The 21,590-nt window shown below is 56.8% G+C and carries 13 protein-coding genes; 6 read left to right on the top strand and 7 right to left on the bottom strand.

Annotated elements, in window-relative coordinates; all coding sequences use genetic code 11:
- Window positions 1–44: 44 nt before the first annotated feature.
- The 7 genes from JM93_RS13400 to JM93_RS13375 all read right to left on the bottom strand — a co-directional run bounded on the left by JM93_RS13400 (window position 45) and on the right by JM93_RS13375 (window position 11,703).
- Window positions 45–2,513 (bottom strand): TRAP transporter permease, encoded by a 2,469-nt coding sequence (locus tag JM93_RS13400; RefSeq protein WP_145344208.1) that lies wholly within the window; start codon window positions 2,511–2,513, stop codon window positions 45–47.
- Between the two features lie 109 nt (window positions 2,514–2,622).
- Window positions 2,623–3,612, bottom strand: a complete 990-nt coding sequence (locus tag JM93_RS13395; RefSeq protein ID WP_145344206.1) for a TAXI family TRAP transporter solute-binding subunit — start codon at window positions 3,610–3,612, stop codon at window positions 2,623–2,625.
- Window positions 3,613–3,867: 255 nt separating this feature from the next.
- Complete coding sequence (locus JM93_RS13390; protein ID WP_145344204.1) at window positions 3,868–5,220, bottom strand: sigma-54-dependent transcriptional regulator; 1,353 nt, start codon at window positions 5,218–5,220, stop codon at window positions 3,868–3,870.
- Window positions 5,217–5,645, bottom strand: a complete 429-nt coding sequence (locus tag JM93_RS21965; protein WP_208995160.1) for a sensor histidine kinase — start codon at window positions 5,643–5,645, stop codon at window positions 5,217–5,219. Before JM93_RS21965 ends, JM93_RS13390 begins: the two co-directional genes overlap by 4 nt.
- An 81-nt stretch (window positions 5,646–5,726) precedes the next feature.
- The gene (locus tag JM93_RS13385) at window positions 5,727–7,100 is read right to left on the bottom strand and encodes a sensor histidine kinase (protein ID WP_208995158.1); all 1,374 of its coding nucleotides are present in this window, start codon (window positions 7,098–7,100) and stop codon (window positions 5,727–5,729) included.
- A 124-nt stretch (window positions 7,101–7,224) separates the two neighbouring features.
- On the bottom strand, window positions 7,225–10,551 hold the full coding sequence (locus JM93_RS13380) for a hypothetical protein (RefSeq protein WP_145344202.1): 3,327 nt from the start codon (window positions 10,549–10,551) through the stop codon (window positions 7,225–7,227).
- A 210-nt stretch (window positions 10,552–10,761) separates the two neighbouring features.
- Window positions 10,762–11,703 carry a GlxA family transcriptional regulator gene (locus JM93_RS13375; RefSeq protein WP_145344200.1) on the bottom strand — a complete coding sequence of 314 codons (942 nt, stop codon included), beginning with the start codon at window positions 11,701–11,703 and terminating at the stop codon, window positions 10,762–10,764.
- A gap of 78 nt (window positions 11,704–11,781) precedes the next feature.
- Between JM93_RS13375 and JM93_RS13370 the strand changes: the two genes are divergently transcribed.
- From JM93_RS13370 to JM93_RS13345, 6 genes are all read left to right on the top strand, one after another.
- Window positions 11,782–12,942 (top strand): acyl-CoA dehydrogenase family protein, encoded by a 1,161-nt coding sequence (locus JM93_RS13370; protein ID WP_145344198.1) that lies wholly within the window; start codon window positions 11,782–11,784, stop codon window positions 12,940–12,942.
- A gap of 4 nt (window positions 12,943–12,946) precedes the next feature.
- Window positions 12,947–14,989 (top strand): acetate--CoA ligase family protein, encoded by a 2,043-nt coding sequence (locus JM93_RS13365; RefSeq protein ID WP_145344197.1) that lies wholly within the window; start codon window positions 12,947–12,949, stop codon window positions 14,987–14,989.
- Window positions 14,979–15,764: a carnitinyl-CoA dehydratase gene (locus tag JM93_RS13360; RefSeq protein ID WP_145344195.1), complete on the top strand. Its 786-nt coding sequence runs from the start codon at window positions 14,979–14,981 to the stop codon at window positions 15,762–15,764. Before JM93_RS13365 ends, JM93_RS13360 begins: the two co-directional genes overlap by 11 nt.
- Window positions 15,765–15,775: 11 nt before the next feature.
- The gene (gene bcoG, locus JM93_RS13355; protein ID WP_145344193.1) at window positions 15,776–16,687 is read left to right on the top strand and encodes a 3-dehydrocarnitine:acetyl-CoA trimethylamine transferase BcoG; all 912 of its coding nucleotides are present in this window, start codon (window positions 15,776–15,778) and stop codon (window positions 16,685–16,687) included.
- Entirely contained in the window at window positions 16,684–18,102 is a 1,419-nt protein-coding gene (locus JM93_RS13350) for a carnitine 3-dehydrogenase (protein ID WP_145344191.1), read from the top strand. Before bcoG ends, JM93_RS13350 begins: the two co-directional genes overlap by 4 nt.
- Window positions 18,103–18,257: 155 nt before the next feature.
- Window positions 18,258–21,590 (top strand): transglutaminase family protein, encoded by a 3,333-nt coding sequence (locus JM93_RS13345; protein WP_145344189.1) that lies wholly within the window; start codon window positions 18,258–18,260, stop codon window positions 21,588–21,590.

Raw genomic sequence — 21,590 nt, 5'->3', positions numbered from 1 at the left:
CCCATTTCTGCGCCGCCCGTGAATACAGTTTTTTCAAGCACCCTCTAATCCGCTCCCCTTACCGGGACGGTCGCTCCGGGTTTGGGATGGAGAAATCGCTGGACCGCGAATACAGCGGCTGCGAGGCCGAGCCCGATCGCATCAGAAAGCAATCCGCCTTCGATCATGAAGAGCGCAGATGCAATAAGTCCCAGCCGCAAGAACCAGACGGCCGACTTTCCAAGGAACCACCCTTGGACACCCGAACTCAACAGGAACACCCCAACAATTGCCGTCGCCGCGGCTCGCACGATCTCAATGACTGTTCCGTCCATTAGGATGGCCGAATTGTAGAAGAACATGAAAGGCACGATGAAGGCCGCGATGCCGATCTTGAAGGACGTGACCGACGTTTCCATCGGGTTCGCCCCGGAAATGCCCGCCGCGGCATAACTTGCCAGGGCAACCGGCGGTGTAATTGCTGATAGAACGGCAAAGTAGAACACGAAGAAGTGCGCGGTCAGCAGCGGAATTCCCAGCTGTACCAAGCCAGGGGCAACAACAGATGCGGCCACGGCATAGGCGGCGGTGGTCGGCATGCCCATGCCCAGAAGGATCGAGATGCACATGGCAAAGAACAGCGCAAGAAGCTGGCTCGTGTCGGCGAGGTTGAGCAATAGGGAAGAGAACCTGGCGCCCACACCCGTCAGCGAGATCACGCCCACGATGATGCCGGCACAGGCACACACCGCGATGATCTGGACGGACATGTGCCCGGCAAGTTCAAACGCCTTGAACGTGCCCTTGAGGCCAACACCGGCTTCCGCCCCCCCGGTCAGTTCCCGAAAAGAGATGTAGGCGAAGGTCAGGATCACGAGCACCGTTGCGATCAGCGACAACGCGGACAGGGCCGCCGAAGGGTCCGCGCCCGGTTCTGGCGCAGGCGAGACCAGGTACAGCACCAGCAAGCTGACAAGGACAGCACTGACGGCAAGCACAAGAAGCCGTTGGAGTGTCCAACGCACGCCACCACGCAGGGCGAAGTATTCCGGCAGAGCCCAACTCACCACCACGGCAGAGACGGTCGCCAATGCGCCGGCCCGGATAACCGAGTAGCCCATGAACAGCGCAGCAATCAGGATGAAGATCGGCACAAACAGATAGGCCTGTTTCGCCATGCGCCCGAGCTTCGGCAGCTCGTCGTTGCGCATGCCGCGCATGCCGAGTTTCGCAGCCTCGAAATCGACCATGAAGTAGACCGATACAAAGTACAGCACCGCCGGAATAATCGCCGCGACCGTGATCTCGGTGTACGGGATACCGGTGATCTCGGCCATGATGAAGGCACCGGCGCCCATGATCGGCGGCATGATCTGTCCGCCGGTCGACGCTGCCGCCTCGACCGCACCAGCTGTCTTGCGGTGGTAGCCGACCTTTTTCATCAGCGGAATGGTGAGCGACCCGGTCGACACGACGTTACCGGCTGACGTGCCGTTGATCATGCCCATGAGGCCGGATGCGAAAATGGCCACCTTCGCCGGGCCGCCGCGTGCACGCCCGGCAGCGGCAAAGGCGAAATTGACGAAATAGTCGCCCACCTTGGAGGCCTGGAGGAACGCGGCAAAGATGATGAAGAGGATGATGTAGGTCGAGGACACGGCTGTCGTCGGCCCCAGAATACCGGCGTCGGTATAGACCTGGCTGAAAAACCGTTCCCAGCTGATGTCCGGCGAGTTCAAAAACCCGGGAAGCTGGTCACCCACAAAAACATAGACCAGGAAGAAACCGGCGATCACCACCAGCGCCATGCCTGCGACGCGGCGGGTCAGTTCCATGATCAGGGCCGTTCCGGCAACAGCCGCAATCGAGATCCCGATCGGCGCGAACGGCGTGCCGGTCGAGTTCCGCATCAGCGTGCCGTAGATCGTGATCAGATAAGCGGCGACTGCGACGGCACACACGCACAGAACGACGTCCGGCGCTGAAAAACCCGACCTTTCCCGCTGATGAAACCATGACAGAACGATCCCGCCCGCCGTTGCAACAATCAGCGGCAAACCGAACAGATAGACTTCGTTGAACCGGATGCGCTCGTCGATCCCGTTCCACATGAGACCATTGTTGATCTCAACAGCAAAGGAGAACGCCATTCCCAATGCAAAAAGCGCTGGCAACATCAATACGTAGGCGGCATAGCCCAGTACCGGGGTTTCCTGGCCTTTTTCCGGAAAACTGAGCCTCGGGCCGAACATCAAGAAGCCCAGCACGAGAGCCCCAGCCACGTGAACAATCCGGAAGTTCCAGGTTTCCATGGGGAAGGCTGGCAGGAATGGGACACGAATGCCGGTCAATTCGTATATGGACAGGCCGTTCAAGGCTGCCATGTGAAAGGCTGCATAAAAGGCCGCAACCGCGCTCATCACCGCAAGCGATGTTCCAGTGAAGAGGCGGCGGTTCTGCTCGACCGGCTCTTCGTCTACGCCCTGAGCAATCAGGTGCTCGTATTCTTGTTCGGATGTTGTTGTTGACGTCATGGTCCCCCCTCCCCGGGCAGGCTGTCTGCCGGAGGACTGTAGCATGTTATGACTGGGGACCGCGCAGTTAGGCGGTCCCCAGGGTTTTCATTGTCAGTTTCGGAGTGATTTAGTTGCTGTAGATCATGTCAGCGGGAATGTCCGCGCCGGCGTTCTCCTGGAACCACTCGGCAGCACCCGGGTGCCACTTCAGAACCGCGTTCTTGTCCCAGTTCTCCGGAAGGGTTGAGCGGGCGGCCTTGTGGATGCCGACCATCCGATCATTGTCGGACATCACGACTTCAACCGCAGCCTTCACGAAAGAAGCCGGCAGATCGCAGTTGGCGATGGCAAAGTTCCACATGGAAACGGAGCGGGCCGGATCTTCCAAAGTGCTGTAGGTGTTGGCTGCGATCTCAAACTCGGAAACGGGGAAGGCTTCCAGGATCTTTGCCCGCTCTTCCTCGGTGAACTCGATGATGTTGATGTCGGTCTGGACTTCAAGCTGGCTCACGGCCGGGACGGGAACACCAGCAGCAAATGCAATCACGTCCAAAAGCCCGTCCTGCAATTGGCCGCCAAGATCGGTCCATCCGCCGTTACGCCGCTCGAAGTCGACGCCGAGGGTTTCCATCATGCGCGGGAAGTAGGTATCCGACGTGGACCCTGCCGGACCGAAGCCGATCTTGGCGCCAGCCGGGATGTCGGCAATAGAGGTGATGCCGGACGACGTCAACGCCGTTACGGAAAACGGTGTTTGGTACATCGGGAACATGGCACAGGCCTTGTCCATTTGCAGGCCCGGCGCAATGGGGTTCGTGCCGGCAAGCGATTCAGCAGCAGGTCCCATGGTCGTCATGCCGAATTGCGCATCGCCTGTGTGAACGAGGGCCATGTTCTGCATAGGGCCGCCGGTAACTTCGCCGCCGCCCGAAATGCCGAGTTCGTCACCGACCAGGTTTGCCCAACCTGAACCGTAGGCGAAGTAGGTGCCACCCTGCGACGCTGTTCCGACCGTGAAGCTCTCAGGCCAACCGGTGCGATCCTCGTCCTGCGCGAAGGCAGCGGTCGCGATCATTGCAACGGCAACGAATGTACCGGTCATTGCTGCATATTTCATATTTTCCTCCAAGGTTTTCGTTCCCATCGGAACCAGCATGCCTGTTTTTCCGGGACTCGAGGCACCAGATGCCTCGATTTAACAACGCTCCTCCCAAAGCATGCCGTTAGGGTAAAAAAGAGCACTGCGACGAAAAGGCAAGCGCCCATTTTATGCCAGAACACAAATGGACCACATCAATTGGCCGGATGGGTCTCAAAGGTGACAAATCACGCGCCGAGTGTGCCGAAACCGACACAAGTCGCCCCACTGCGCTCAGGAAAGGTCTGCAGCTGAAAAGGCCTTTTTCGACAGGCCGTATTTTTGCATCTTTTCGTAAAGCGCCTTTCTGGAAATGTTCAACGCCTCATAGGTCTCTTTCAGATTACCGCCATTGGCGGCGAGACTTGCTGCTATGAGTGATTTTTCGTGCTGCGCCATGCGCTCCGCTAACCCATTATTCTCAGTATCTAACTGCCGATCATGAGTAGGGGGAGCACCAAACCCTAAGACAAAGCGGTCCGCTGCATTGCGCAGCTCCCGGACATTTCCGGGCCAATCCCGTGCAGCGACGGCAGTCATCACCGCTACGGGAATGTCGGGCATTGCCCGCTCATACCGGGCCGCGGCCTCACTAACCAATTGTGCGAAAAGCAGCGGCACATCCTCTCGGCGAGTCTTAAGCGGCGGCACATTCAGACTGACCACGTTGAGTAGGTAGAACAAGTCTGCACGAAACCTGTCGTTGGCCACTTCCTGCTCAAGGTCCTTCTTCGTGGCCGCAATGAATCTCACATCCAATTCAATCGGATCATTAGACCCGAGCCTGGTGACCACACGATTTTGAACGGCATGGAGCAACTTTGTTTGCAGAGCGAGCGGCAGACTATCGATTTCATCAAGGAAGACTGTTCCGCCTCGTGCAGCCTCAAATCGCCCCACTCTCGTGCGCAACGCCCCCTGAAAAGCACCCGCCTCATGACCGAACAGTTCGCTTTCAACGAGATGTGCCGGCAAAGCGGCACAATTGATATGGACGAAAGGCATGTGCGCGCGGCTGCTTGCCTCATGAAGCGCCCGGCTTACCACTTCCTTTCCGCTTCCCGTTTCGCCAGCCACTAGAACATCGATATCCACTGCAGCAACAGCAGCGATTTGATCCTTAAGTATTTGGATTCCATGGCTGCTGCCATGCAGGACCGACCCTATGCCTTCTTTCACACCGACCTGCTGCCTGAGAATGCGGTTTTCCAAAACAAGCCGCCGGCGGTCCAAAGCGCGCTTGACCGTGTCCACGAGCCGACTAGGGGGAAAGGGCTTTTCGATAAAATCGTAGGCTCCATCGCGCATGGAGTTCACAGCCAGTTCCACATCGCCATGGCCAGTTACCAGGATGACCGGGATGTCAGGATCGATTTCGACCGCTTGGCGCATGAGCGCTGTCCCGTCCATGCCCGGCAAACGGATGTCCGTCACGACAACCCCTTCAAAGTCCTTGGACAACTTCAAAGCGACCGGCTGTGCCTCTGCAAAGCACTCGATGGCCAGCCCCTCAAGCTCCAGACTTTGTTTGGCTGCGAAACGAAGATGTTCTTCATCGTCGACGAACAGGATTTTTTGGAGATTCATTCAGCGGCCACGTCGTTTGGCCAGCCTTGGTCCAGCGCTGGTGTTGGTCCCGCATCGGCCATATTCAAGACAACATCAAATACCGCACCGCCCTCGGCGTGGTTTTTAACACGGAGGTGGCCGTCAAAGTCCTTTACAATGTTGTAGGAAATTGAAAGACCCAAGCCCATTCCTTCGCCCGGTTGTTTGGTTGTGAAGAACGGGTCAAAGACCTTTTCAAGCCCCTCCTCCGGCACACCGGGTCCGAAGTCCCGGACCCTCACAACTGCGTTCCCGCCCATACGCTCAAGTGTCACCTCGATTGTCGGGTCTGGGCAACCCTTCATGGCATCAAGAGCATTCGTGAGCAGGTTGACAATAACTTGCTGCAACCGGATGTGCCCCCCCATGACCCAAATATCTCCATCGGGCGATGTGAAAGCCAAGTGCGCTTTCGAAGATCTAATTCTCGGCTGCATCAAAGCGATAGCGTCATTTGTTATTTGCACAAGCGGCACCGGCCGCACCTATTCCATCGGCCGACGTGCGAAATTGCGCAAGTGTTCAGAGATCGACGCCATCCGATCTGCCATTTCAGAGATTCGGCTTATGTTTTCTCGCGTTTCCTCTGTGCGCTCTCGATCGAGAAGCTTCAAGGCATTGTCCGCATAAGATTTGACCGCAGCCAATGGCTGATTGAATTCGTGACTGAGCGCAGCCGACATTTGGCCCAAAGCCGCAAGTTTTCCGGCCTGAACCAACTCAGCCTGTGTTCGCCTCAGCCGCTGCTCGGCGGCTCGACGCTCACCGACTTCTTCCACAAGTTTTGCGTTGGTCCGGTAGAGATCAGCCGTCCGCTCTTCGACACGGGTCTCAAGCATTGCTTGAGCGGCCTGTTGCGTTTCCAGCCGTTCAAGCAATCTGGCTCTGCGCTGGACATAGAACCCAACGGCCAGCCCAACCAGCATGATCCCCAGCACCAAAATCAGCAGCGCCGCCAGTGTTTGTGTGCTCGCTCGGGTCGTTGGAACCAGTATTTTTACGGTCCATCCCGCGTCAGCAATATACTGAGAGCTGGTTACGTACCGCTCGGAGTCGCCGTTTTCATCAATCGAGATCAAACTCAAACCGTCGCCCAAGGGCTCGACGACGTTTACGAGCGGCGTGAGCTTGTCTAGCGGATATTGGCGATTGGCTTCTATTTCGGCGCGCTCTGTTTTTGTAAGGGGCTGCAGTGTTCGGAAATGCCAATCTGGACGGCTCGCCATGAACACAACGCCCTTCAGATCAGATACGGCAACTTGGTGGTCGCCGTTGCGCCACGCTTCCTCGAAACCGTCAACAGTAAACTTGACCGCAACAACCCCCAGAACCCGCTCATTGTCTTCGATTGGGGCAGCAAAGAAGTAACCACGCTCACCAGAGGTGGTCCCCAGAGCAAAAAAACGACCGGTGCCACCTTCCAGAGCCTGGGTGAAATATGGCCTGTAGCCAAAACTCCGGCCGACGAAAGACAGTTTTTTTTGATAACTGCTCGCCGCCAGGGTAAGGCCGGTTACATCCATGACGTAGACATCTGAAGCCTTGAGCCGGTAGGCCGCCAGTCTTAAATCTTCATTCACTTGCATGAGCATAGTTTGGTCTTCAGGCGCTTTTAAAAGGTCAACGAGGACCGGACGCTCAGCAATCAGAGACGGCAATGGTTCGTAGCGCTGAAGTGCACCGTTCAAGCCTGCGACGGTCAATTGAAGCGTAGCTTTTGCCCGTATTCCGGCTTGATTTTGAAAATAGCGTTCAAGAAGGGGGGCCGTGACAAATGCCACCAAAACAGCCAGACAGACAAAGCCCGCAAGCACGGCACCGGACGTGACCCTGACCTGCATCTTAGCCTTGCTATGCATTTTAAACGCTTTCGTTAATGCACCTTACCCGGATTGATTAGCATAGACTTCGGGAATGCAAGTCAAGAAGATAGTCTCGATATGCTACAGTCCTGCGCGGATGACAGTCAGATATCTTAGACTCTTAAACAAACAAGCTTTCTGCACCTGTGACACCGGACAGCAACAGCTCAACGACGACATCATTGTAATCGAAATCGCTGTTTTCCGACGCGGTCAAGTCCTCGAATCCAAACATATTTTCGCCGAACATCCTAATGTGCTCGGCACCACCATTATTGGTATCTCCTATAACAAAGACATTCCCAGTTTCAGTCATAATAACAGGAGCGTAGAAGCCGCTATGCCCAGCCACGGTCCAAGCTGGTGGCGTGATACCGGCATCGCCAAACTCATATCTATAGCCGCCGTCCAGCGCCTTGACGACTTTGCTTCTGAAAGCGTCCGTGTTGGCAAACGCTTCACCGTTCAGAGTGACGCTGCCGTCCAGCGCCACATCAACACGAACGAAACCAATACTGTTTGTTTGAACGGTATTCACGTCAGCGTTGATGTTAACCGTGGCACCCTGTTCAACATAGACCAGAGGCATGTCTAACTGGCGCTGCGCATCCGCGAGCATTGCGGCACCATCGAGTGTATTCTGAACAGACGCCGTTATTGAAACGTTGTTATATACGATTTCATAAGATCCATCTTGTGCCGGATTTATGGAAACGGTTTTGGTGCTGTCGATCGTATCCGCGCCCGTAAGCTGCGCGAATCTGACCGTTTGTCCCTCTTCAAGAAAAATAGACTGGGCCCCCTGTGCAACCGTTGCACCACTGTCGTCAGTCACCACGCCAAGTGTGCCATGGATCGCGTCGGACAACGTAACGCCGGCACCAGTCTGCCCATCGCGACCGACATAATTGCCACTAGCGTCAACAACATATAGCTGCACGGCTAGAGAAGTGTCCGTGTTTTCCGATGAAACTGCGAATTCTATCCAGTTCCCTAAAACCATACCGTCATCACTCTCTGGGATGTCCAAAGTAATCCCCTGACCTGATCCGGAAGTCCGCAATGCATAGTCAGTCAGAATGACGGTCACGTTCAAGGCATCGGACTGTGCGCCGATTTGACCGCCAACATTTACGCCGTCTTTGATATGCTCTGTTGTCTTAACAACAAAAGTTCCGTTACCCAGCGTCTTTGAAAGCACGGTTTCCCAGCGGCCATCGATGTCGGCCTCCGCATAGACTGGTGTCAGCACCGCCTGACCGCTTTGAAAAAACGACACCTGTACCAAGTTCAGCGCGCTGATCTTGTTGGTGTAGCCGGATATCCAGCTGCCAACACTAGGGTCCGAGTTCGTACCGGTCCATCCAAATGCAAGCTGAGCCTGATTGGAGCTTACACTGTTCGTGCTCAACTGCGTCTGATTGGAAAGCGCCGTGAACTGGTCTGCGTTAAGTGTTCCTGCGACAGCTGCAGCCGGCAGAGTTGCAATTTCACTCACGTGGGACGAAGACGTGTTCCAGTCAAACAACGACGGATCGAGGGTCGTGCTTCCACTGTAAAGAAAATTTACTGCAAAAGTGTCGAGTGTTTCTGGGGTACCTGCGACATTTGATGGTGCCAACAACGCCAAGCCATCAATTGCCAGGCTATCTTCTTGTCCTGTGTAACTAGGATTCAGAAAAGCGCCGTTCTGTGTCTTCGTGTAAAGATTGAACGTTTTAGCTGCATCCCCATCACCGACTGTAATACGATACCACCCGGTTCCATTTTCGGCTGTTGGAAGACTTGAAATCACCATGGCGCCAGTGGTCTGCGCGGTGTCAGGAACTATATTCGCCCCCCAAACACCGTGTTGGTTTTTAACAATCTGCCAATTTTGCCATAGGTTTTCACCTGCCGGAACATTGAACTCGATGGTTCGAAAGATCTCTTTTCCTTTTACAAGGCCATCAAAAATCTCAAGCGTTATAGACGTATCGTCCTTCAACACCACGTTTTGATTGAAGAAGTTAAGGGTAATGTTGGCAGCGGTATTCGCGCCAAATGTTGCAGGCGTGTAGGATGTTGGATCGGCCTGTTTGGTCAGAAAGTCCGTGTGACCTGGGGGCGCAATATAGTTATAGATAACGGGCGTAGTGTAGCCTGAAGGCGTTTCACTATCGTCATAAATTGTCAGATCAATTTGCGAAACGTTTTGAACGGTACCGCTTTCCAGTGTTTCTGCGACTGGTATTAGCGGACCGCCTTTTGCGTAGGCGTCCATGAGATTGTCAGAATATCCGGACCCGTAGGAATTTGAATTGAAAAAAAAGATTTCAGAGTAAGGATCGGAAAACTTGGGACCATCTCCAGATAGATTGTTTCCGAAAGCGTAAACTGGGTCCCAGTTCCAGTTCTTATTGAGATCTATCGTGTCCGCGACCTCCGAATTGAGTGAAGCTCCTTCCGTGCCGTAGTAGCCACCTGTAAATCCTGTCAGGAATTGAGTGAGGACCTCGCCCCATTGGGTATTGGCACCCGAGTTCATCTCACTCTGGTTTGCTAACTTGGACCCTTGGATGTCATAGGGAATGCCATCGGTCGAATTGGTGTATATTTCAACATTGCCAAGTGTCGAATAAATGCTGTTCTCGAGCGCTTCAGCGGTTATTTTAATCGATCCCTTGACGTGGCTCGAGTCGGTTGGATTCAACCAAAAAGCTTTATCGGTTTCGGACCACTCAAGCGCGTATCCGAAAAAGCCGGCATTATGGTAGATGTCATTGCCATCTTTAGCGCCGTTAAAGAAGCCTGCCACTTCTATACCGGTGTTGGCAACTTGAAGGCTTTCGACATACGCGTTCCAGTCACTGGTGCTAAATGTCGGGTCCGGTGGAGCTAGGCCGACGGCTTCAGAAGGTGAGATAGCCGCCCGATTGTCTCCCTTGAGTGGTCCGCCGGTGAATGTGTGGATGGCAGATGAGTTGATCTCTTTGATTTTGCCGAAAACATCATCCCCACTGATCGCATAACTTCGCGTCTGGGTTGCGTTTCCATTATCGTAGCTGACAGACAGCTCCATCGACAAACCGAAGCCCTGAACAGAGGTTAAATTGCCTGCATCCCCGCTTTTTCCCAGAAGCGAAACTTCAAAACTATCAACACGATATTGATAGGTTTCGCCATGTTGCCAGGTGATTTCACTTTCTTTCGCAATGACAGTTTGCAGGTCTGTTTGCGGTCCTGATGGGTCTTCGCTTTGAATTAAAAAATAGATTTTTCCGCCGTTATAAGGAAAGGGCAGGTCAATAGTTTGGACCCCCTCGGACTGGACTGACCCGTTATTGACAAGCGTCGTCCAGCTAGGTGAATTACCTGCAGTATCAAAATAAACCGCGTAGGCATTTACACCTTTCTGTCCCAGCGTTTTTTGAAGCGCGTCGGTGAGTGTTACTTTCAAATCAGTCATTGCAACCCCCAAATCAACAAAATTTACGTTGAGGTTGTATCGTTAAAAACTTGCGCAAAACTGAATATCAGACAGACAGAAAGGAGTATTGTTCTAAAAGAATACTGTCTGAGGGTGCAGATGAGGCTTTTTAGAACACACCAAAAACACTGGGCTTTTTGTCAGATGGCAGAGACAATTTCCGGCGCAACGAAATACCGAATTCTTTTGCTATGACCGGTGCTCTCTTGGCGTTACGCCGAATTCGGAACGGTAGGCGCGGGTCATGGCACTGGCATTCTGGTAGCCGCAGCGGGTGGCGATTTCCGCAACGGAAAGCGTGGTGAGCTCAACCAGCCGGCGTGCCTCCCGCAAGCGGATCGATTTGTAAACCGCGCGCGGCGTACGCTGCATTTCGCCGGCAAAGGCCTCCTCCAGCTCACGCTGGCCGACATGGAGACTGGCGGCCAGCGCATCGATCGCCAGCGGGCTTTCGATCCGCCGGCGCATGATGGCTGCGGCGCTGCTGACTAGCCTGCCGGCTGTGAGCCGCTGAAACGGATTGTGCAGGTCTAGCTTGTCGCCATGCATGAATAGGGCAGCAACCTCCAGCGCGAACATCGGCGAGTGGCGGGTCTTGATGATCTCCAGAACAAGCTCCATCGCCGTCGATGCACCGCCACAGGTCGCCAGATCGCTATCAAACACAAACCGGTCCTCAACCGTGTCCGTTTGGGGAAATGCCTCGGCAAAGCGCGTCAACTCGTCCCAATGAATGGTTGCTGTCCTGCCCTCTAGGAGACCAGCCCGCGCCAGCAGCCAAGCACCAGTATCGCAGCCGACCAACGTCCTGAAACGGCCCCGTGCGGCTTTCAACGCACCTGCGAGGGTCCCAGTTGCGAGCCCCTCAAATCCATAGCTCGGCATCAGGAAGAGATAATCCCCTTCCGGCGGCGCCTCCGACCAGCAGGCGGTCTCGACGGGCAGGCCGCTGGACGAGGTGACGGCCCCTCCGGACAGGCTCAGGAACCGCCAGGTGTAGAGCGGAGCCCGCGCAATGGTGTTCGCGGCCCGGAACGGCTCAACCGTGTTGGCGAGACAGTGGTTCGAAAAGTTATCGAACAGGAGCACCACGATGCGGTCCGTCCCCGGCGAAACTTGCCAATTCTGCATGAAAGACACCCAAAGCCGCACATAATGCCAAGCTGACTTGTCTCATTCTGCGACCAGTAACACAAGGGAAACGCGCAGATGCAATTCGGATTGAACGAAGAGCAGGAAATGATCGTTTCAACGGTCCGGTCTTTCGTTGAAAACGAGATCTACCCGCATGAAGACTTTGTCGAAAAGACCGGAGAGGTTCCGCACGCACTTGGCGAAGCGCTGAAACAGAAATGTATCGATCTGGGGTTCTATGCCTGCAATTTCCCTGCGGAGGTAGGCGGCGCGGGCTTGAGCCATCTGGATTTCACGCTGGTCGAGCGTGAACTTGGCCGCGGATCGATGGCACTGACCCATTTTTTCGGTCGTCCGCAAAACATCTTGATGGCCTGTCGGGGCGCGCAAAGGGAAAAATACCTTCTTCCCGCTGTGCGCGGCGAAAAGATGGACGCGCTTGCCATGACCGAACCGGATGCCGGATCGGATGTACGCAGCATGAAGTGCCAGGCCGTACGCGACAGTGGTGATTGGGTGATCACTGGCTCAAAACACTTTATCTCAGGCGCAGAACACGCCGACTTTTTCATAGTATTTGTCGCAACCGGCGTCGACGACACGCCCAAAGGCCCGAAAAAGCGGATCACCTGCTTTCTTGTCGACCGCGGCACACCCGGGTTTGAGGTGCGCGAGGGCTACGCCTCCGTCAGCCATCGCGGCTACAAGAACTACATCCTGTATTTCGACCAGTGCCGAGTAGCGGACGCTCAGGTGCTCGGCGCGGTCGATGGCGGGTTTGAGGTGATGAATGAGTGGCTTTATGCGACGCGGCTCACGGTTGCCGCCATGAGCGTTGGCCGCGCCCGCCGGTGTTTCGATCATGCCCTATCCTATGCGGCGGAGCGCCGGCAGTTCGGTCAGCCGATCGCGAAGTTTCAGGGCGTCGGGTTTCAGGTTGCGGACATGATTACCGAGATCGATGCCGCCGACTGGCTGACACTTGCCGGTGCCTGGCGCCTTGACCAGGGGCTGCCGGCGAACCGGGAAATCGCAAGTGCCAAGCTCTACGCCACAGAAATGCTCGCCCGCGTTACCGACACAACGCTGCAGATCTTCGGCGGCATGGGACTGATGACCGATTTCCCGATCGAAAGGTTCTGGCGCGATGCCCGGGTGGAGCGCATTTGGGACGGCACCAGCGAAATCCAGCGGCATATCATCAGCCGCGACCTGTTCCGCCCGCTTGGAGCCTGACCCGATGACCTTCCGTGGGCTCGATAGGTTGCTGCGACCACAATACATCGCCGTCATCGGCGGCGGCACCTGGTGTGAGAACGTCATCCGGGCGTGCCACGCAAACGACTTTCAAGGCACGCTGGAGGCGGTTCACCCGCAACGGACGGAAATCGCAGGCTGTAGAGCCGTACCGAGCCTCAGCAACCTCCCAAGGCCGCCTGACGCGGCTTTTGTGGGCATCAACCGCCATAAGACTGTCAAAATAGTGCAGGAACTGCGCTCAATGGGAGCTGGCGGAGCCATATGCTTTGCCTCCGGCTTCCAAGAAGCAGCAGAAGAACTAAGCGACGGGACCGGCCTTCAGGCCGATCTGATTGCAGCTGCAGGGGCCATGCCGATCCTCGGCCCGAATTGCTATGGTTACATCAACGCCCTCGACGGGGCCGCCCTGTGGCCGGACCAACACGGCTTGGCGCGCGTCAAGAAGGGCGTGGCCATTGTCGCCCAATCATCCAACATTGCACTGAACCTCACGATGCAGACGCGAGGGCTTCCAGTGGCCTATCTTGTCACAGCAGGAAACCAGGCCCAGATTGGAATTTCCGAAATCGGGTCCGCGCTCCTGGATGATGACCGGGTGACCGCGATTGGTCTTCACATTGAAGGCATCGATGATCTTACCGCATTCGAGGCCTTCGCGCGCAAAGCGCACGCGCTCGGCAAACCGGTTGTTGCGCTTAAGGTGGGCCGATCGGAGCAGGCGCGCGCCGCAACAGTTTCGCATACCGCCTCTCTGGCCGGAAGTTCAGCCGGCGCGTCCGCGCTTTTTGAACGGCTCGGCATCGCGGAGGTACGGGATCTGCCCGTGCTGCTCGAAGCCCTGAAAGTCGTACATGTGGCCGGAGCCCTGGCCTCCCCCGATCTTGCCTCTCTCTCCTGTTCGGGCGGCGAAGCAGGACTGATCGCAGACCTTGCCATAGACACGACCCTCAGCTTTCCTGCTTTATCGAACCGCCAGAAAGCCGGCCTGCGGGAGGCGCTCGGGCCGAAGGTCGCCCTAGCAAATCCGCTCGACTATCACACCTACATATGGGGCGATGCCAACGCGATGAGCCGAGCATTTTCGGCCATGATGGATGGTCCGCCCGCGCTCGGCATCGTCATTTTGGACATCCCGCGCCTGGACCGCTGTGACCCGGCGGCCTGGCTGAAGACCGTGGAAGCGGTCAAACGCGCGAAAGCTGCGTCGGGGAAGCCGTTTGCCGTGCTCACTTCCCTGAGCGAGGGTATGCCCGAGGCACTGGCCGCCGAGCTCATCGGCAACGGAATCGTGCCACTGAGCGGATTGCGCGATGCGATGGGCGCGCTCGAGGCGGCCTACGCCGCTGCGGCAGCCCCTAATCCCCATCCGATCCACCGCCCGCATGTGCCGGACAGCCTGAAAACCTTGAACGAAGAGGCCGCAAAACGCGCTTTGAGCGCCTTTCACCTGCGTGTGCCGCAAAACCGGCGTGCCGACTGCCCTGCATCGGCGGCATTGGCAGCGCAGGAACTGCTATTTCCCGTGGTTCTGAAGGGTCTCGGCATTGCCCACAAGAGCGAAGCTGGCGCGGTAGCGCTCAATCTTCAGGACAAAAACGCGGTCATGACCGCGGCGTGTGCCATGCCGGCCGGCAGCTTTTTGATTGAAGAGATGGTGACGGACGTTCTGGCCGAACTTCTGGTCGGCGTGATCAACGATCCTGCCCATGGCCTTGTGCTAACCCTAGCGGCGGGCGGTGTCCTGACCGAGATCTTGAATGACCGAGCGTCTCTGCTGCTGCCGGTTGAGCGCACCGACGTCGAAGCCGCGCTCGAAACACTATCATATGCAAGGGTTCTGGACGGCTACCGGGGCGCATCCGCTTGCGACCTAGAGGCCATCATCGACGCTGTCATGGCAGTGCAAGCCTATGCGCTGTCGGAGCCGGTTGCCGAGATCGAAATCAACCCGCTCTTATGCGGCGCAGATTTCGCGATCGCGGCCGATGCTCTGATCACCTGCGGAGAATTTCATGAGCCTTAACCCGATCAAAACTGAACGAAAGGGCCATATTCTAGCGGTCACGCTGGACCGGCCGAAAGCCAATGCCATTGACCTGGCCACCAGCCGGATCATGGGCGAGGTATTCACCGAATTCCGCGATGATCCCGACTTGCGTGTGGCCATCGTCACCGGCGCCGGCGAAAAATTCTTCTGCCCGGGCTGGGACCTGAAGGCGGCCGCCTGCGGGGACGCGGTCGATGGCGACTATGGAAAAGGCGGATTTGGCGGATTGCAGGAGCTGCGGGGGCTCAACAAGCCGGTGGTTGCCGCGGTCAACGGCATTTGCTGCGGCGGCGGCCTGGAATTGGCACTGTCCGCGGACATGATCTTGGCGGCAGACCATGCCACATTCGCTTTGCCGGAAATCCGGTCCGGGACAGTCGCCGATGCGGCAAGCCTCAAGCTGCCCAAACGCATCCCCTATCACATCGCCATGGAAATGCTGTTCACCGGCCGCTGGCTGGAGGCGGAAGAGGCCGCCCGGTGGGGCCTGATCAATCATACTTACCCGGCAAATGACCTTATGAGCGAAGCGTGGAAGCTGGCCGAACTGCTCGCCTCCGGCCCGCCGCTTGTTTATGCCGCCATCAAGGAAATCGTCCGCGAAGCCGAAGACATGAAGTTTCAGGACGCCATGAACCGGATCACCAAAAGCCAATTTGCAACAGTGGAGACGCTCTACAGGTCCGAAGACGAAAAGGAAGGCGCCCGCGCCTTTGCCGAGAAACGCGATCCGGTCTGGAAAGGCCAGTAAGGGAGACAACAATGCCGTTAGCCATGAACCGGGAGGTTTTCATCACCGCCGCCGTCACCGGATCGGGCGGCACGCAGGACAAGTCCCAGCATGTGCCGCGCAGCCCCAAACAGATTGCCGACAGCGCGATCGACGCGGCAAAGGCCGGTGCAGCCATCGTTCACTGCCATGTGCGCGACCCAGAAACCGGCACGCCGTCGCGGCGCTTGGATCTTTACCGGGAAGTGACCGATCTGATCCGCGCCGCTGACGTGGATGTGGTGCTCAACCTGACGGCCGGGATGGGCGGCGACATCGTGTTCGGGTCGCCCGAAGCCCCCTTCCCATTGAACGAAGAAGCGACCGACATGATCGGCGCTACCGCCCGCATGGCCCACATCAAGGAATGCCTGCCGGAAATCTGCACGCTGGATTGCGGCACGTTGAACTTTGCCGAAGCCGATTATGTCATGACCAACACACCCGGAATGCTGCGCACCATGGGCGGCATGATGACCGATTTGGGCGTCAAAGCGGAAATCGAGGCGTTCGACACCGGGCATCTTTGGTTTGCCAAACAGCTTGTCAGCGAAGGCACCCTCACCTCCCCAGCCCTTGTTCAGCTGTGCATGGGCGTGCCCTGGGGCGCCCCGAACGACCTCAACACGTTTTTGGCCATGGTCAACGCAATCCCAGAATACTGGATGTGGTCAGCCTTCAGTCTAGGGCGGGATCAGATGCCTTACGCCGCAGCGGCTGTGTTGGCTGGTGGCAACGCCCGGGTCGGACTGGAAGACAATCTGTTCCTCGAAAAAGGTGTGCTCGCCACCAACGCGCAACTGGTCGAAAAGGCGGTTGGCGTTATCGAGGGCATGGGCGCAAAAATAATCGGGCCGCAGGACGTGCGCCACAAACTCGGTCTGACCAAGAGGGCGCCGCAATGAAAGCTCTGATTATCGGCGGCGGGGTCATCGGCGGCGGTTGGGCCGCCCGGTTTCTTCTCAACGGCTGGGATGTCGCCGTTCATGATCCTGACCCGGAGGCCGAGCGCAAGCTTGGCGAGGCTATCGGGAATGCGCGCCGCAGCTTGCCAGGCTTGTATGACCGAGCCCTACCGCCGGAAGGAACACTGACTTTTGAGGACGACCTTGCCCGCGCCGCCAAAAACGCGGACTGGATTCAGGAAAGCGTGCCGGAACGGCTGGAGCTGAAACACAAAGTCCTGGGCCCCCTTTCGGAGAACGCTGCCACGGCTGCGGTAATCGGGTCGTCGACCTCCGGCTTCAAACCGTCTGAACTGAACGCAAACGGTGCGCGGGCCATCGTCGCCCACCCATTCAACCCGGTCTACCTGCTGCCGCTGGTCGAACTTGTCGGCGACGCGGACCAAACGGCCCACGCTTCAAACCTCTTGAAATCCATCGGCATGTTTCCGCTCACAGTGCGCAAGGAAATCGATGCCCATATCGCCGACCGGCTGCTTGAGGCCGTCTGGCGCGAAAGCCTCTGGCTGGTGAAGGACGGTGTTGCAACAACGGAAGAAATCGATGAAGCAATTCGAATGGGTTTTGGTATCAGGTGGGCTCAGATGGGGCTGTTCGAAACCTACCGCATTGCTGGCGGTGAAGCCGGTATGAAGCATTTCATGGCCCAGTTCGGCCCTGCGCTCGCATGGCCGTGGACAAAGCTGATGGATGTTCCAGAGTTTACAGATGAACTTGTCGATCTGATCGCCGGTCAATCGGACTCTCAGTCCGGCCACCTGTCAATCCGCGAGCTGGAACGCCTGCGCGATGACAATCTCGTCGGCATGATGCGCGCATTGAAAAAAACCGGCACCGGAGCAGGCGGCATTCTGGTCCAGCATGAGCAGCAGCTTCCCACTGCCGGGCCGACTGCCCTGCCCGTCACAGGCGACCGGGTAATCCCACAGAGCTGGACCGACTACAACGGACACATGAACGAAACCCATTATCTTGAAGCCGCAGCAGCGGCAACGGACCGGTTCATGGAAATGATCGGCGCGGATGCCGAATACATCGCTGGAGGCCGGAGCTATTTCACCGTCGAAAACCACATCTGCTATCTCAAAGAGCTATTGGCAGGCGAACGTCTGACCATCACCACGCAGGTGCTGAAAGGCTCGGGCAAGACTTTGCATTTGTTCCACACGCTTTACGGCAGCAAGGGAACGGCCGCCGCAACCGTTGAGACACTGCTTTTGCATGTCGACCTGACAACCCGCAAAACAGCTCTGCCCGGACCGCAGGTTCAGGCCCGATTGGCCGAATATGCAGACGCTCATTCGCGGCTCACGCCGCCAAGCGGAGCGGGCCGTCGGGTCGGCGAGCGCGAATAACGCCAGGAAAGGCAAAGCGACTTCTCGCGGGTACGGATCAACATTCCGATGGCTCGACAAGGATGCATGCACTCAATCAAACTTGAAAAAGGCATGGTACGCTGCGGTCTTTTGTGAAACGCTGCGGTCATTCTTTGAATGATCTTGGGTGGACGATGTCGATACGCGCCAGCATTTACCATTTGACCCACTACCGATACGACCGGCCGGTCGTGTTAAGCCCCCAGATCATTAGGCTTAGGCCTGCGCCCCACAGCAGAACACGAGTCATATCGCATTCGCTAAAAGTCAGCCCAAGCGATCATTTCGTCAATCACCAGCAGGACCCTTATGGCAACTGGCTTGCCCGGTTCGTGTTTCCTGAGCCAGTGCGCGAATTCAAGATCGAAGTCGACCTGATCGCAGACATGTCGGTCTACAATCCATTTGATTTCTTTGTCGAAGAAACCGCCGAGCATTGGCCGTTCGACTATCCGGAAGATCAGCGAGATGATCTCGAAATATACCGGCGGACGGAACCGGTCGGGCCGCATTTACAGGCATTTCTTGAAGCAACACCAAGAGACAGGATCCGCAGCGTCGACTTTATTGTCAATCTCAACGCGCGTATCGCAAGTGAAGTCGGCTACATCATTCGAATGGAGCCGGGCGTTCAAACCCCGGAAGAAACCTTTGAGAAAGGCACCGGCTCTTGCCGAGATTCCAGCTGGCTTTTGGTTCAAGCACTCAGAAACCTCGGTTTTGCCGCCCGTTTTGTTTCCGGATATCTCATTCAGCTGAAGCCGGATCTCGAAGCGCTGGATGGCCCGTCCGGAACCGACCATGATTTCACCGATCTCCATGCCTGGGTTGAAGTCTATCTGCCCGGTGCCGGCTGGATCGGGCTAGATCCGACTTCAGGTCTTCTGGCGGGCGAGAGCCACATCCCGGTCGCTGCAACGCCTCACTACCGGAACGCCGCGCCGATCGTCGGATTGGCGAGTGCTGCTGAGGTTGATTTTTCGTTCGACATGAAAGTGGCACGGGTCGCCGAACACCCGCGAATTACGATGCCGTTTTCCGAAGACGCCTGGCATGCACTTAACAAATTGGGAGAACAGGTTGACGCAAAGCTGCAAGCCGGTGATGTCCGGCTCACCATGGGCGGCGAACCGACCTTTGTCTCGATCGATGACTTTGAAGCGGCCGAATGGAACACCGATGCCGTTGGCCCCACAAAAAGAGGTCTTGCCGACAAGCTGATCCGCCGATTGCGTAAAAGGTTTGCGCCTGGCGGGTTCCTTCACTACGGGCAAGGCAAATGGTACCCGGGCGAAACCCTGCCACGATGGACTTTTTCGCTTTACTGGCGCCGCGACCACAAGCCCATCTGGAACAATCCAGACCTCATTGCCGAAGAGGCCGATCCCACCGCGGCATCTCCGCGAGAGGCCGAAGCCCTGCTGCAAACCATGGCCAGGACCCTCGACCTTGAGGCCGACTTCGTCGTTCCTGCTTTTGAGGATCCGGCAGAGTGGCTCGTTAAGGAAGCTCAGCTTCCGGAAAACGTATCGCCGCAAAATTCCAAACTGGAGGATCCTGAGGCCCGTCACAGGATTGCGAAGGTCTTTGACCGGGGCCTAACAACGCCCAGCGGCTATGTATTGCCGATCCAGCGTTGGCAGTCGAAAGCGGGCGGTAAACGTTGGCGTTCCGAGCGATGGAGACTGCGCCGCGACGCGCTTTTTCTCATACCCGGCGACAGTCCGGTCGGGTTCCGCTTGCCCTTGGAAGCACTACCTTATGTGCCGCCGGCACAATATCCCTACATCAATATGGCAGATCCGACAGAGCCGAAAGGGCCGCTCCCGGAGTTCCCTGTAGGCCCGCAGCCGGATGAACGCGCGCAAGATGTCGCCCATTTTTCGGCGTCAGATGAAAAACAGCAGCGTCACGAGCAAACACTGGGAGCCGATATCGGCGCCAGTGCTGTGCGGACGGCCATGAGCATTGAGCCTCGTGATGGCCGCCTTTGCATCTTCATGCCGCCGGTTGAACGCATCGAGGACTATCTCGAACTCGTCGCCTGTGCCGAAAGCTCGGCAGAAAAACTAGGGCTGAAAGTCCATATCGAGGGGTACGCGCCACCGGCAGACCCCCGCATGAATGTAATTCGTGTGGCCCCAGATCCTGGCGTGATCGAGGTGAACATTCACCCGGCCTCAAACTGGAAAGACTGCGTTTCGACGACGGAGGCTGTTTATGAAGAGGCCCGGCAATGCCGGCTCGGCGCCGACAAATATATGATCGACGGCAAGCACACCGGAACCGGTGGTGGAAATCATGTCGTCGTCGGTGGCGCAACACCGCTAGACAGCCCTTTTTTGAGGCGCCCCTACCTGCTTCGTAGCTTGATTTTGTACTGGCAGCGTCACCCAAGCCTGTCCTATTTGTTCTCCGGTCTCTTCATCGGGCCGACTAGCCAGTCCCCAAGAGTTGACGAAGCCCGGCATGACGGCTTGTATGAGCTAGAGGTGGCCCTTGCTCAAATCAAGCGGCCAGATGAAGGTCCAACAGCATTTCCGTGGCTCGTCGATAGACTTTTGCGGAACATGCTGGTGGACGTCACAGGCAACACCCACAGGGCCGAAATCTGCATCGATAAACTCTATTCACCCGACGGCCCAACAGGCCGCTTGGGACTAATCGAGTTTCGCGGTTTCGAAATGCCCCCCGACCCGCGCATGAGCCTGGCCCAACAAGTCCTTATCAGAGCACTGATTGCGATGTTTTGGGAAAACCCAATCGGCGGTAACTTCACACGTTGGGGAACGTCTCTCCACGACCGGTTCATGCTACCGCATTTCGTATGGACCGACTTTCTGGAAGTGCTCCAGGATTTGACGTCACATGGTTTTTCTATGCGTCCTGAATGGTTTCTGGCGCAGAGCGAATTCAGATTTCCTTTCTGTGGGGAAATTGAGGTTGAGGGCGTCGGTTTGGAAATCCGACAGGCGCTGGAGCCATGGCACGTGCTGGGCGAGACCGGTGCAATCGGCGGTACGGTCCGCTTCACCGACAGCTCGACAGAGCGGCTGCAGGTCAAATTGACCGCAACGGATCCCGACCGGTACCGGGTAACCTGCAACCGGCGTCCGGTACCCTTGCGCAAGACCGAAACCAATGGCGTCTCCGTCGGCGGCGTTCGGTTCAAAGCATGGCAACCGGCGATGGCCCTTCATCCCGTACATCCTGTCGATGCCCCATTAACCTTTGACATTTACGACTGCTGGAGCAATAGAGCCATCGGCGGCTGCGTTTATCATGTTGCTCATCCGGGCGGCCGGAACTATGAGACATTCCCGGTCAACGGGAACGAGGCCCAGGCGCGGCGTCTGGCCCGTTTCGAAGCGCACGGACACAGTCCTGGTTCCTTTGAACCGTCGCAGGACTTGCCACATCCGGAGTTTCCGTTAACGCTCGACTTGAGACGACCTGCTGGAACCTAG

Origin of the sequence: Roseibium hamelinense (assembly GCF_007830545.1) — a bacterium.
Classification (GTDB): Bacteria; Pseudomonadota; Alphaproteobacteria; order Rhizobiales; family Stappiaceae; genus Roseibium; species Roseibium hamelinense.
This window is presented reverse-complemented; position numbering and strand designations above follow the sequence as displayed.

Bases quoted from the DNA above. Each gene is read 5' to 3' on its own strand.
- JM93_RS13380 (WP_145344202.1), bottom strand. From the start codon at position 10,551: ATGACTGATTTGAAAGTAACACTCACCGACGCGCTTCAAAAAACGCTG.
- JM93_RS13375 (WP_145344200.1), bottom strand. From the start codon at position 11,703: ATGCAGAATTGGCAAGTTTCGCCGGGGACGGACCGCATCGTGGTGCTC.
- JM93_RS13395 (WP_145344206.1), bottom strand. From the start codon at position 3,612: ATGAAATATGCAGCAATGACCGGTACATTCGTTGCCGTTGCAATGATC.
- JM93_RS13385 (WP_208995158.1), bottom strand. From the start codon at position 7,100: ATGCATAGCAAGGCTAAGATGCAGGTCAGGGTCACGTCCGGTGCCGTG.
- JM93_RS13360 (WP_145344195.1), top strand. From the start codon at position 14,979: ATGAGCCTTAACCCGATCAAAACTGAACGAAAGGGCCATATTCTAGCG.
- JM93_RS13370 (WP_145344198.1), top strand. From the start codon at position 11,782: ATGCAATTCGGATTGAACGAAGAGCAGGAAATGATCGTTTCAACGGTC.
- JM93_RS13365 (WP_145344197.1), top strand. From the start codon at position 12,947: ATGACCTTCCGTGGGCTCGATAGGTTGCTGCGACCACAATACATCGCC.
- JM93_RS13390 (WP_145344204.1), bottom strand. From the start codon at position 5,220: ATGAATCTCCAAAAAATCCTGTTCGTCGACGATGAAGAACATCTTCGT.
- bcoG (WP_145344193.1), top strand. From the start codon at position 15,776: ATGCCGTTAGCCATGAACCGGGAGGTTTTCATCACCGCCGCCGTCACC.
- JM93_RS13350 (WP_145344191.1), top strand. From the start codon at position 16,684: ATGAAAGCTCTGATTATCGGCGGCGGGGTCATCGGCGGCGGTTGGGCC.
- JM93_RS13400 (WP_145344208.1), bottom strand. From the start codon at position 2,513: ATGACGTCAACAACAACATCCGAACAAGAATACGAGCACCTGATTGCT.
- JM93_RS13345 (WP_145344189.1), top strand. From the start codon at position 18,258: ATGTCGATACGCGCCAGCATTTACCATTTGACCCACTACCGATACGAC.